Here is a 12631-nt window from a genome sequence, read left to right as displayed (position 1 = left end):
GCACATGCCGTTATTTTTATTTCCACGAGGATGAGCCAGTTCTGACTCATTATGCCTCGGCATACCGCTATTGTTATTCATCGAATATCAATAGGACAGTTCAAATATGTCATTTTTGACTCATGGTTTTCCCATGATTGAGTCAGAGTTGACCCATATCCGGCTTTTTGCCGGCTGAATTTCTCCCTTCATATGATGGCAGCCGCTATCAGAGCTCCCTCTGAAACCAAGCTGCCAAATATAAACGGAGAACCCCATGTTCAACTTTTTCAAGACGCGAGCCGACCTGCCGGTCATGGAAGCCTCGCCCGATAAAATCCGCTCCATTTACCGCAAGTACCAGTGGCAGGTCTTCCTGGGTCTGGTACTCGGTTACGCCATGTTCTATGTCGTGCGCATGAGCCTCAACGTGGTCAAGAAGCCCATGCTGGACTCCGGCGTGGTGACCCTGGAAGAGCTGGGGGTCATCGGCTCCGCCTTCCTGTTCACCTACGCCGTCGGCAAGTTCTCCAACGGTTTCCTCTCCGACTACGCCAACATAGGCCGCTTCATGTCGGTCTCGCTGGGGCTCTCGTCCATCTGCACCATCCTGATGGGCATGAACACCGCCACCTTCTTTCTGGTGCTGATGTGGGGCCTGAACGGCTGGTTCCAGTCCGTCGGGTCCGCCCCCTCCTGCGTCTCCATCTTCCAGTGGTTCTCCCCCAAGCAGCGGGGCTCGGTCTACTCCATCTGGGGCGGCTCGCGCAACATAGGGGAAGGCATCTCCTGGATCCTGACCGCCACCATCGTCAGCTACTTCGGCTGGAAGGCCGGTTTCATCGGCGCCGGCATCGCCTCCCTGATCGCCGCCCTGTGCATGTATCTGGTGCTGAAAGATCGCCCGCAGACCTACGCCCTGCCGGAGCCGGCCGTCGCCTTTGGTGAAACACCCGAGATTGCCAAGAAGGTGGACCCGGCCGAAATCCGCCGCGCCCAGCTGTTCGTGCTCAAGCAACCCGCCGTCTGGCTCATCGCCGCCGCCTGCGCCTGCATGTACATGTCCCGCTACGCCATGAGCTCCTGGGCTGTGCTCTACCTGCAGGAGCAGAAGGGCTACAGCCTGATCGACGCCGGCTTCGCCATGTCGGCCTATCCCATCGCCGGTTTCCTCGGCGCCATTCTGGCCGGGATCATCTCCGACAAGCTGTTCAACGCCAACCGCCACATCCCGACCCTGCTCTACGGCTTGGCCAACGTGGCCGGCATGTGCCTGATGTTCTGGGGCCCGCAGAGCCGCATGATGGATGCCGTCGCCCTCGCCCTGATCGGTTATGCCATCGGCGGGCTGGTGGTCTTCCTGGCCGGGCTGACCGCCTGCGACCTGATGCCCAAGACCGCAGTGGGCGCCGTGAAGGGCTTCATCGGCCTCTGCTCCTACATCGCCGCCTCCATCCAGGAGCTGGTCTCCGCCGCCCTGATCAAGACCAGCGAGATCGACGGCGTCACCCACTACGACTTCAGCAGCGCCCAGTACTTCTGGCTCGGAGCCTCCGTGGTCTCCATGCTGCTCGCCATGACGGTGTGGAACGCCAAGAAAGTCGTCAACCACTGATCCCCGTTCAGCACAAGGGTGGCCCGTCGGCCACCCTTGTGCATTTTCCTCGCAACAGGAGCATCCCATGCGCAAGACCAAAATCATCGCCACCCTGGGCCCGGCCAGCTCATCCGCCGCCATGGTGGAGCAGTTGATCCAGGCGGGAGCCAATGTATTCAGGCTGAACTTCTCCCACGGCAGTCCGGAGCAACACCTGGCCCTGGCGGCCAGAATTCGGGCCTGCGCCGCCCGCCTCGACCGCGAGATAGGCATCCTCGCCGACCTGCAGGGCCCCAAGATCCGCATCGCTAGCTTTGCCGACGGCTGCATCCGGCTGCAACCGGGCGACCCCTTCACCATCGATGCCGGCCTGGACAGCCACCAGGGCGATCAATCCCGGGTCGGTACCGACTATCCGGCGCTGGCCGGCGAACTGCAGACGGGCAACGTCGTGCTGCTGGATGACGGCCGCATCCAGCTCTGTGTGGAACAGGTGATCGACGAGCGCATCGAAACCCGGGTGCTGGTCGGCGGCACCCTGTCCAGCCGCAAGGGCATCAACGTGCTGGGCGGCGGTCTGAGCGCTCCGGCCCTGACCGACAAGGACAAGGCCGACATCCTGACGGCCCGCCTGCTCGAGGCCGACTATATCGCCGTCTCGTTTCCGCGCAGCGCCGCCGATCTCGAAGAGGCCAGAACCCTCATTCGTGCCAGCGGTAGCCGGGCGGCCATAGTGGCCAAGGTGGAACGGGCGGAGGTGGTGGCGTCAGTGGCCGCCATGGATGAGCTGATTCACGCCGCCGACCTCATCATGGTGGCGCGTGGGGATCTGGGGGTCGAGATTGGCGATGCCAGACTGCCCGGCGTGCAGAAGAGGTTGATCCGGCGCTGCCGGGCGCTCGGCCGCCCGGTCATCACCGCTACCCAGATGATGGAGTCCATGATTGCCAGCCCCATGCCCACCCGGGCCGAGGTCATGGATGTGGCCAACGCCGTCATGGATGGCAGCGATGCGGTGATGCTGTCGGCCGAGTCGGCAACCGGCCGCTATCCGGTGGAAGCGGTCGCCGCCATGGCCCGCATCGCGCTGGCCGCCGAACAGGAGATGGAACCGGCAGGGCATGGCCTCGCGGCCAGCCACGGGGAGCTAGCCAGGTTGGCCTGATGCCTCACCAGATGAGGCTTTTCAGGTTCAGCTTGTCGAACATGCTGCTCTTGTTCTGCCATGCGAAGCTCTGGTTGGCCCCGCCGAAACAGTCGGCCAACCGCAGCGGGGTGCCCGGCTTGTGACGACGGCCGGCCACATCCAGACAGCGGTCAGCCTTGCTGTTGAACAGCCGATCTTCCTGCCACTGCCATTGCCGGCTCTCATCCTGGCACTCGGCCATGGTCAGCTCGCTCACCCCTTTGGCCACCAGGCAACGCTGGTCAAGCTGCAAGGCACCGGCATCCCAGCTGAACTGCTGGCGAACAGTCTGGTCACAAGGCTGGGTGATCAGCTGATTGTGGTCATTGAGGGCCACGCAGAATCCGGCATCGGTTACCAGCGCAGAGGTGGCGGTACTCTGCATGGGGGCAGCCCCCATCAGGATCTCGTCGGGTTTGGGTTTGTATGAGCAGCCGCTGAGGGCCACGACAACCAGCGCCAGTGTGCTGACGCGAAAAGAATTTGGGTGCATATGACATGTTGGCCTGAATTGTGTTCAATAACGCCCACTTGCCGTGGGTCTGCGTCCCAGCATACCCGAAGCGACAGCGAGAAAGTGCCAACAGAAATGTAAACAGACGTGACAGAAACCTGCGGCAGCAGGCTGGCAGACGACAGAAAGCAAAAAACCCCGCCTGAGCGGGGTTTTTCAGAATGTGGTCGGTGATAAAGGATTCGAACCTTTGACCCTCTGGTCCCAAACCAGATGCGCTACCGGGCTGCGCTAATCACCGAGGCTTTAAAAAAAGCTTTCTTTTCAAAACACAAAGACGACCATGAACGGTCATCCTCGTCATACAGCAAGTATGGTGCGAAGAGAGGGACTCGAACCCTCACACCCGGGGGGCACTAACACCTGAAGCTAGCGCGTCTACCAATTCCGCCACCTTCGCATACCTGACAAGCTGTAAAATGGGGTGGCTGATGGGGCTCGAACCCACGACAACCGGAATCACAATCCGGGACTCTACCAACTGAGCTACAGCCACCACAGCTGTTTTCGTTCTTCAACTCGCCCGCTTAACCGGCGCACTTTTGATGGTGCGCCCGACAGGATTCGAACCTGTGACCTCTGCCTCCGGAGGGCAGCGCTCTATCCAGCTGAGCTACGGGCGCTACGCTGTCGAACGGGGCGCAATATTAATGATGGGGGCCCACTTTGTCTACTGTTTTTTTATCTCGCAGAATCAACCGCTTGTTTTTCAATCATTTCTGGCTTTTTTTAAGCGTTTTTGTTTCATTCAGGCTGGATCCAGCCCCGCTCCGCTAATTTTGGCTCCCCCCACATAGCAATCCGATGATGGGCAAAACTTGACTTGCCTCAAAGCCCCCCTAGAATGAATGAACGTTCATTCAGCCGTTGTGATCATCCCGTCATGAACAAGAAAGAACGCATTTTCGATGCGGCTCATGAAGTACTCGGCGAACAGGGTTTCCACGGCCTCTCCATTGCCGTGGTGGCCAAGAAAGCCAGAGTGGCGGCAGGCACCATCTATCGCTATTTCAGCGACAAGGATGACCTGATCCGCCAACTCTATCGGCACACCATCCTCCAGTGTCATCCCCTGGTCATGGAAGGCGTGCAGACAGAGGAGGTATCGTTCGAACAATTTCGGCGTTTGTGGCTCAACATCCACGCCATCTTTGTCGACGAACCGAACGCGCTCAAATGCAAATTGCAGTATGAAACTTCCCCGCTGGGAGCAGAGCTGGAGCAGGACCCGGTCATCAAGGCTGCCTGGGCCCCGCTGGATCGCTTCTTCGAACGGGGCCTGGAACAGGGTCTGTTTATCGACCTGCCCGTCCGGGTACTGCAGGTGCTGAGCCTGGATTGCGTGGCAAATATGGCGCTGCAAAGCCAGGTGCACCAATTCGAACTGACGCAAGACCAGCTGGAAGCCGTGATCCGGGCCTGCTGGCGAGCTATTTTGACCCCTTAAACATTGCACTCATATCTCAGGAGCGAGAGTTCATGAAAAAGTGGATGAGCATCATGTTGCTCATCGCGCTGGCCCTGTTCGGCAGCGTGATTGGCTTCAACCTGTTCAAGCAAAAGATGATAGCCAACTACATGGCCAACATGCCGGAGCCCGAGTTTCCGGTCACCACCCACAAGGTGGAGACCCGCGACTGGGTACCGACCATCGAGGCCATCGGTTTCATCGAACCCAACCAGGGGGTAACCCTGTCAACCGAGCAATCCGGCACCATCGACAGCATCTCCTTCGAGTCGGGTGATACCGTCAAGCCGGATCAGCTGCTGCTGAGCCTGGATGCCAGCGTCGAGAAGGCCAACCTGCGCGCCTCCATGGCCAAGCTGCCGGCGGCCAAGGCCAAGTTCGATCGCTATCAGAACCTGTTCACCAAGGGCTCCATCTCCCGCGACCAGCTGGATGACACCGAGGCGACCTACCGCTCCCTCGAGGCCGATATCGAGAGTCTGAAATCGACCATCGCCCGCCGCGAAGTGCGCGCACCGTTTGCCGGCGTAGTCGGCCTGCGCAACGTCTTCCTCGGTCAGTACCTGCAACCGGGTACCGACATCGTCCGGCTGGAAGACACCAGCGTGATGCGCCTGCGCTTCACCGTGCCGCAGACCGATATCTCCCGCATTCGCCTGAATCAGGACATCCTGATCAACGTGGATTCCTACCCGCATCGCCAGTTCAAGGGCCACATCAGCGCCATCGAACCGGCCGTCAACTACCAGAGCGGCCTGATCCAGGTGCAGGCGGACATCCCCAACAACGACGGCCAGCTGCGCTCCGGCATGTTTGCCCGCGCCAGCATTCTGCTGCCGGCCCAGAAGGACCAGATCGTGCTGCCGCAGACCGCCATCACCTTTACCCTGTATGGCGAGAACGTCTACCTGGTCAAGGAGAAGGATGGCGTGAAGCGCGTCGAGCAGGTGGTGGTCAAGGTCAGCGAGCGCAAGGGCAACGATGCGCACGTGGTCTCCGGCATCAAGGCGGGTGACGAAGTGGTCATGTCCGGCCAGGTACGCCTGAGCAACGGCGCCAAAGTGAAAATCGTGCAGGACCAGGGCCTGAAGGTTCCGGACCAGGTTCCCATGCTGTAAAACGCGGAGAGACAGATGCGCTTTACCGATATATTCATCAAGCGGCCCATCCTGGCCATCTCGATCAGCTTTCTGATCGCGTTGCTGGGTGTCCAGGCCGTGTTCAAGATGCAGGTGCGGGAATACCCCGAGATGACCAACACGGTCGTCACGGTCAGCACCAGCTACTATGGCGCGAGTGCCGACCTGATCCAGGGCTTCATCACCCAGCCACTGGAACAGGCCATCGCCCAGGCGGACAACATCGACTTCATGACGTCGTCCACCCAGCTCGGCAGCTCGACCATCACTGCCTACATGAAGCTCAACACCAACCCGAATGCGGCCCTGTCCGACATTCTGGCCAAGGTCAACTCGGTACGTTCCCAGTTGCCGAAGGAGTCGGAAGATCCCTCGGTAACCATGTCGACCGGCTCGACCACGGCGGTGCTCTACATCGGCTTCACCAGCCCCGAGCTCAACGCCAGCCAGATCACCGACTACCTGGAGCGGGTCATCAAGCCCCAGCTCTTTACCGTCGGCGGCGTCTCCAAGGTCGACATGTACGGTGGTACCAAGTACGCCCTGCGGGTGTGGCTGGATCCGGCCAAGATGGCGGCGTTCAACCTGACCGCCGCGGACGTGATGAGCGTGCTCAACAGCAACAACTATCAGTCCGCCACCGGCCAGGCCACCGGCTACTTCACCCTCTACAACGGCAATGCCGAGACCCAGGTCAACACCACCGAGGAGCTCGAGCGCCTGGTGGTGGCCACCCGTGACGGCAAGGTGATCCGTCTGGCAGACATCGCCAAGGTCAGCCTGGAGAAGAGCCACGATACCTATCGCGCCACCGCCAACGGCCGCGAGGCCGTGGTACTGGCCATCAACGCGGCGCCGACCGCCAACCCGATCAACATCGCCCACGACGTGCTGGAGATGCTGCCGAGTCTGAAGAGCAACATGCCGAGCACCATGGAGGCCAACGTCCTCTATGACTCGACCGTTGCCATCAACGAATCGATCAGCGAGGTGATCAAGACCATCGCCGAGGCAGCCGCCATCGTGCTGGTGGTGATCACCCTGTTCCTTGGTTCGTTCCGGGCGGTCATCATCCCGATTATCACCATTCCTCTCAGCCTGATCGGGGTGGTGATGGTGATGCAGATGTTCGGCTTCTCCATCAACCTGATGACCCTGCTGGCCATGGTGCTGGCCATCGGTCTGGTGGTGGATGACGCCATCGTGGTGCTGGAGAACGTGGATCGCCACGTCAAGGAGGGGGAAGAACCGTTCCGGGCCGCCATCATAGGTACCCGTGAAATCGCCGTGCCGGTCATCGCCATGACGGTCACCCTGGCCGCCGTGTATGCGCCGATCGCCCTGATGGGGGGCATCACCGGCTCCCTGTTCAAGGAGTTTGCCCTCACCCTGGCCGGCGCCGTGTTCGTGTCGGGCATCATAGCGCTGACACTGTCGCCCATGATGTGCGCCAAGATGCTCAAGGCCAACGAAGAGCCGGGCAAGTTCGAGAGCAAGGTGCATCATCTGCTCGACCGCATGACGGTCCGCTACGATGCCATGCTGCACGCCGTGATGCAGAAGCGCATCGTGGTGGTGCTGTTCGCCGTCATCGTCTTCGCCAGCCTGCCGATGCTGTTCAAGTTCATTCCGAGCGAACTGGCACCGAACGAAGACAAGGGCGTCATGGCCGTGCTGGGTACCGCCCCCTCCAACGTCAACCTGGACTACATCCAGGGCACCATGGAGCAGGTGAACAAGGTGCTGGACGAACAGCCGGAAGTGGCCTTCTCCCAGGTCTTCTCCGGGGTGTTCAACGCCAACCAGGCGTTCGGTATCGCCTCCATGGTGCCGTGGAGCCAGCGTGAAGCGAGCCAGAAAGAGGTGCTGGAACGGGTTGGCAAGCTGGTCGAGAACGTGCCCGGCATGTCCATCACCACCTTCCAGTTCCCGGAATTGCCGGGTGCCTCGAGCGGCCTGCCGATCCAGTTCGTCATCACCACGCCCAACAACTTCGAGAGCCTCTATCAGGTGGCGAGCGAGATCCTGACCGCAGCCCAGGGGAGCGGACGCTTCGTCTACTCCGAACTGGACCTGCAGTACGACTCCGCCACCATGAAGATCAAGATCGACAAGGACAAGGCGGGTGCCTACGGCATCACCATGCAGGACATCGGCATCACCCTGGGCACCATGATGTCGGATGGTTACGTCAACCGGATCGACCTGGATGGCCGCTCCTACGAGGTGATCCCGCAGGTCGAGCGCAAATACCGCCTCAACCCCGAGTCGATCAAGGGCTACTACGTGCGGGCGGCCGACGGCCAGTCTATCCCGCTCGGCAGCCTGATCAGCATCGAGGTGGTCGGCGAGCCGCGCGCCCTGCCCCACTTCAACCAGCTCAACTCGGCCACCATAGGTGCCGTGCTGATGCCGGGCACCACCATGGGCAACGCCATCGCCTGGCTGGATGCCACCGCCAGCGAGAAGCTACCGCAGGGTTACCGTTACGACTACATGGGTGAAGCCCGCCAGTTCGTGACCGAAGGCAGCGCCCTGTACGCCACCTTCGCCCTGGCGCTGGCCATCATCTTCCTGGTGCTGGCGATCCAGTTCGAGTCGGCCCGCGACCCGCTGGTGATCATGGTCTCCGTACCGCTGGCCATCAGTGGCGCACTGATCGCGCTGGCCTGGGGTGCCGCCACCATGAACATCTACTCTCAGGTGGGTCTGATCACTCTGGTCGGCCTGATTACCAAGCACGGTATCCTGATCTGCGAGGTGGCCAAGGAGGAGCAACTGCTGCACGGTCGCAACCGGATGGAAGCCGTGATGGCCGCCGCCAAGGTGCGTCTGCGCCCCATCCTGATGACCACGGCCGCCATGATCGCCGGTCTCATCCCGCTGCTCTATGCAACGGGGGCCGGGGCAGCCCAGCGATTCAGCATCGGCATCGTGATCGTGGCCGGTCTGGCCATCGGTACCCTGTTCACCCTGTTCGTGCTGCCGGTGATCTACACCTACCTGGCCTCCGAACACAAACCGCTGCCGGTGTTTGACGAATCCATTCCGCCCAAGGCGAAAGGGAGTCATTAAAAACCGTTCCTAATCAACAAGGCCCCGTTTCGGGGCCTTGTTTTTATCACGCTAACGAAACACGACATAAGTGCATGAAGCAGTTAAACTAAATGGCAATATATCCAGACCGCAAGGACGCCATGTCAGGACTCTTCTCCAAGACCGCTAAGGCCGTCGGCCGTAACGGACTCTCATACCGCCTGCTCTCCTACATTCTGGTGTGCAGTACCGTATTGGCGATGATCATTACGGTGTTGCAGCTTGCCTGGGATTACCGCAAGGACGTGGCCGTGATCGAGGACAGCATCGGCCAGATCGAGGCTTCCTTCCTGCAGCCCATCGCCGCCAGCCTGTGGAACCTGGACGAAGAGCAGGTCAAGGTACAGATCGAAGGCATCATGAACCTGCCCAACATGCAGTTCGTGATGGTGAAGGAGATGCTCGGCAACTCGGAAGTGCCGCTGCTGACCCAGGGGGTGGAGCGGGAAAGCTACGACATCTCCCGCGAGTTCAACCTCACCTATCAGGGCGAGGTGGTGGGCAAGCTGTTCGTCGCCGCCTCCCTCGAACAGATCTACCAGCGCCTGATCGAGAAATCGGTGCTGATCATGGTCAGCCAGACTATCAAGACCCTGGTGGTCTCGTTCTGCATCCTGATCATCATCTACTACCTGGTGGTGCGGCACCTCAACCGCATCGCCAACTATGCCCAGAAGTTCAATCTGGACCGGCTGGCCATCGAGCTGACCCTGGAGGGGCGCCCCCTGCCCCGCAAGAAACCCGACGAACTCGACACCCTGGTTGCCACCCTAAACCAGATGCGTACCCGGCTGAACGACGAATTTGCGGCGCGCCATCAGGCCGCCGAGCAGCTGCAACAGGAACGTGACTTCTCCGCCACCCTGATCAACTCGGCCAACATGGTCATCTGCTGCATGGAGCCGGATCTCAACATCGCCAGCATCAACCCGGCAGCCATTCTGCTGACCGGCTACCACCAGCAGGAGATACTGCAGCACAACTGGCTGGATCTGTTCGTCAGCAAGGCCCAGCGCGACGAGCTGGCGGCCACCCTGGCCGATCACGGCTCCATCGAGGACAAAGAGGTCATCATGCATGACCAGCAGGGCCACGAGCTGGTGCTGCAATGGACCTTCGCCCCCTTCTACGAAGGGCCCAACCTCAAGTATCTGATCGGCTTTGGCTACGACATCACCCGCCTCAAGAAGGTGGAGCGGGAGATCATCCAGCTCAACGAACAGCTGGAGGGCAAGGTGGTGGAGCGTACCCGCAGCCTGAGCGATGCCAACGACCAGCTGGGCAAGGCCTACGACGATCTGAAACAGGCCCAGCAGACCCTGGTGGAGTCGGAGAAGATGGCCTCCCTCGGTTCGCTGGTAGCCGGCGTGGCCCACGAGATCAACACCCCCATCGGCATCAGCGTGACTGCCTCCTCCTACCTGCAGGAGCGGGTGGCCGACTTCAAGCAGCACATCGACTCCAAGCAGCTGTCGCGCTCCTATCTCACCGAATTTACCGTCAACCTCGACGAGTCCATGCAGCTGCTGCAGGGCAACCTGCGCCGCGCTTCGGAGCTCATCGCCAGCTTCAAGCAGGTGGCGGTGGATCAGTCGTCCGAGGCACGCTACAACTTCAGCCTCGCCGACAACCTGCACCAGGTGGTGGTCTCCCTCGGCCACAAGCTGAAGAAGGCCCAGTGCGAGGTGGATATCCAGTGCGATCCCAAGCTGTCGATCTTCTCCTTCCCCGGCAGCTTCACCCAGATCTATTCGAACCTGATCCTCAACTCTATCAACCACGGCTTCGACAACTGGGACAAGCCCAAGAAGATCACCATCAAGGTGGAACAGCAGGGTGAAGAGCTGCTGATCGACTACAGCGACAATGGCCGCGGCATCCCGCCCGAGATCTTGCCGCGCATCTTCGACCCCTTCGTCACCTCCAAGCGGGGCCAGGGCGGCAGCGGGCTCGGCACCCACATCATCTACAACCTGGTGGTGCAGCTGCTGCGCGGTCGCATCAACTGCGTCAGCGAGCCGGACAACGGCGCCCAGTTCCATATTCGCCTGCCGATCCAACATAACTGAGCGCTGGCTCTTGTGAGCCAGCCGCTTTATCCCCATCATGCTGTGATTGCATTCTTAATGAGCGGAGAACCTCGCAATGGCACAGCATTTTGACTATATCGCCATCGGCGGCGGCAGCGGCGGCATCGCCTCGGCCAACCGGGCTGCCATGTACGGTAAGAAAGTTGCCCTGATTGAAGCCAAAGAGTTGGGTGGAACCTGCGTCAACGTCGGCTGCGTGCCGAAGAAGGCCATGTGGTATGCCGGCCAGATCGCCGATGCCCTGAAATATGGCGCCGACTACGGCTTCGACACCACCCTCAACCACTTCAACTGGGCCAAGCTGGTCGAGTCCCGCCAGGCCTACATCGGCCGCATTCATCAGTCCTACCAGAACGTGCTGGGCAAGAACCAGATCACCGTCATCAAGGGCTTCGCCCGCTTCGTCAGCAGCAACACCATCGAAGTGAATGGCGAGCAGTACAGCGCCGATCACATCCTGATCGCCACTGGCGGCCGCCCTGAAGTGCCGGCCATCCCGGGTGCCGAGCTGGGCATCGACTCCGACGGCTTCTTCGAGCTGCAGAGCCAGCCCAAGCGGGTTGCCGTGGTCGGGGCCGGCTATATCGCGGTGGAGATCGCCGGGGTGATGCAGGCGCTCGGCTCAGAAACCCACCTGGTGGTGCGCAAACATGCGCCGCTGCGCAACTTCGACCCCATGATCCACGAGACTCTGGTCGAAATCATGGCGCAGGAAGGGCCCAAGCTGCACACCCACGCCATTCCGAAAGCCGTGGTCAAGAACGCCGATGAGAGCCTGACCCTGCAGCTGGAAGATGGTCGCCACCTCACCGTCGACTGCCTGATCTGGGCCATCGGCCGCGTCCCGGCCACCGACAACCTCAATCTGGCCGCCGCCGGCATCGAGTTGGACGAGCAGGGCTTTATCCCGACCGACAAGTTCCAGAACACCGCCGTCGCCAACGTCTATGCCGTCGGTGACAACACCGGCCGCATCCAGCTCACCCCGGTGGCTGTTGCGGCGGGTCGCCGCCTCTCGGAGCGGTTGTTCAACAACAAGCCGGGCGAACACCTCAACTACGATCTGGTGCCAACCGTGGTGTTCAGCCACCCACCCATCGGCACCATCGGCCTGACCGAGCCGGAAGCCATCGCCGAATACGGTGAAGGTCAGGTCAAGGTCTACCGCAGCCAGTTCACCGCTATGTATTCGGCGCTGACCCAGCATCGCCAGCCCACCCGGATGAAGCTGGTCTGCGTCGGGCCGGAAGAGAAGGTGGTCGGCCTGCACGGCATCGGCTTCGCCATGGACGAGATCCTGCAAGGCTTCGGCGTCGCCATGAAGATGGGCGCCACCAAGGCGGACTTCGACAACTGTGTCGCCATCCACCCGACCAGCGCGGAAGAGTTCGTGACCATGCGATAACCGCATATCAAAGTCACAGCAACTTGCTACCAAACCCGGCCTAGGCCGGGTTTTTTGATCGCGGCCCACCCATCCACTCTGCCAATCCCCTCCTTTTTACGCCGATTTTACGCCAGCCAAATCGGGCTTTATGGCGCCTTTACGCCCGTTTTACATA

General features: G+C 60.7%; 8 protein-coding genes and 4 tRNA genes. 7 read left to right on the top strand and 5 right to left on the bottom strand.

The window, feature by feature from the left end:
* Window positions 1-256 precede the first annotated feature (256 nt).
* Window positions 257-1594: an MFS transporter gene (locus AHA_RS00145; protein ID WP_011704070.1), complete on the top strand. Its 1338-nt coding sequence runs from the start codon at window positions 257-259 to the stop codon at window positions 1592-1594.
* A gap of 67 nt (window positions 1595-1661) precedes the next feature.
* On the top strand, window positions 1662-2741 hold the full coding sequence (gene pyk / locus AHA_RS00140) for a pyruvate kinase (protein ID WP_011704069.1): 1080 nt from the start codon (window positions 1662-1664) through the stop codon (window positions 2739-2741).
* A gap of 4 nt (window positions 2742-2745) precedes the next feature.
* Here pyk and AHA_RS00135 read toward each other — a convergent pair whose 3' ends face one another.
* From AHA_RS00135 to AHA_RS00115, 5 genes are all read right to left on the bottom strand, one after another.
* The gene (locus AHA_RS00135) at window positions 2746-3255 is read right to left on the bottom strand and encodes an RICIN domain-containing protein (protein ID WP_115586397.1); all 510 of its coding nucleotides are present in this window, start codon (window positions 3253-3255) and stop codon (window positions 2746-2748) included.
* Window positions 3256-3440: 185 nt separating this feature from the next.
* Window positions 3441-3517 (bottom strand) — tRNA-Pro (locus AHA_RS00130).
* Between the two features lie 73 nt (window positions 3518-3590).
* Window positions 3591-3676, bottom strand: a tRNA-Leu gene (locus AHA_RS00125).
* Between the two features lie 20 nt (window positions 3677-3696).
* Window positions 3697-3772, bottom strand: a tRNA-His gene (locus tag AHA_RS00120).
* Window positions 3773-3822: 50 nt separating this feature from the next.
* Window positions 3823-3899, bottom strand: a tRNA-Arg gene (locus AHA_RS00115).
* Window positions 3900-4159: 260 nt separating this feature from the next.
* Here AHA_RS00115 and AHA_RS00110 point away from each other — a divergent pair.
* The 5 genes from AHA_RS00110 (at window position 4160) to gorA (ending at window position 12474) form a co-directional block, all read left to right on the top strand.
* Window positions 4160-4723, top strand: coding sequence for a TetR/AcrR family transcriptional regulator (locus tag AHA_RS00110; protein WP_016348886.1), 564 nt, complete (start codon window positions 4160-4162; stop codon window positions 4721-4723).
* Window positions 4724-4755: 32 nt separating this feature from the next.
* Entirely contained in the window at window positions 4756-5862 is a 1107-nt protein-coding gene (locus AHA_RS00105) for an efflux RND transporter periplasmic adaptor subunit (protein ID WP_011704066.1), read from the top strand.
* A gap of 15 nt (window positions 5863-5877) precedes the next feature.
* On the top strand, window positions 5878-8958 hold the full coding sequence (locus AHA_RS00100; RefSeq protein ID WP_011704065.1) for a multidrug efflux RND transporter permease subunit: 3081 nt from the start codon (window positions 5878-5880) through the stop codon (window positions 8956-8958).
* Between the two features lie 122 nt (window positions 8959-9080).
* Window positions 9081-11048, top strand: a complete 1968-nt coding sequence (locus AHA_RS00095; RefSeq protein WP_171279904.1) for an ATP-binding protein — start codon at window positions 9081-9083, stop codon at window positions 11046-11048.
* Window positions 11049-11124: 76 nt separating this feature from the next.
* Window positions 11125-12474: a glutathione-disulfide reductase gene (gorA, locus tag AHA_RS00090; protein ID WP_011704063.1), complete on the top strand. Its 1350-nt coding sequence runs from the start codon at window positions 11125-11127 to the stop codon at window positions 12472-12474.
* The last annotated feature ends 157 nt before the right edge of the window (window positions 12475-12631 follow it).

Origin of the sequence: Aeromonas hydrophila subsp. hydrophila ATCC 7966 (assembly GCF_000014805.1) — a bacterium.
Taxonomy (GTDB): Bacteria; Pseudomonadota; Gammaproteobacteria; order Enterobacterales; family Aeromonadaceae; genus Aeromonas; species Aeromonas hydrophila.
This window is presented reverse-complemented; position numbering and strand designations above follow the sequence as displayed.

Bases quoted from the DNA above. Each gene is read 5' to 3' on its own strand.
- AHA_RS00145 (WP_011704070.1), top strand. From the start codon at position 257: ATGTTCAACTTTTTCAAGACGCGAGCCGACCTGCCGGTCATGGAAGCC.
- pyk (WP_011704069.1), top strand. From the start codon at position 1,662: ATGCGCAAGACCAAAATCATCGCCACCCTGGGCCCGGCCAGCTCATCC.
- AHA_RS00135 (WP_115586397.1), bottom strand. From the start codon at position 3,255: ATGCACCCAAATTCTTTTCGCGTCAGCACACTGGCGCTGGTTGTCGTG.
- AHA_RS00110 (WP_016348886.1), top strand. From the start codon at position 4,160: ATGAACAAGAAAGAACGCATTTTCGATGCGGCTCATGAAGTACTCGGC.
- AHA_RS00105 (WP_011704066.1), top strand. From the start codon at position 4,756: ATGAAAAAGTGGATGAGCATCATGTTGCTCATCGCGCTGGCCCTGTTC.
- AHA_RS00100 (WP_011704065.1), top strand. From the start codon at position 5,878: ATGCGCTTTACCGATATATTCATCAAGCGGCCCATCCTGGCCATCTCG.
- AHA_RS00095 (WP_171279904.1), top strand. From the start codon at position 9,081: ATGTCAGGACTCTTCTCCAAGACCGCTAAGGCCGTCGGCCGTAACGGA.
- gorA (WP_011704063.1), top strand. From the start codon at position 11,125: ATGGCACAGCATTTTGACTATATCGCCATCGGCGGCGGCAGCGGCGGC.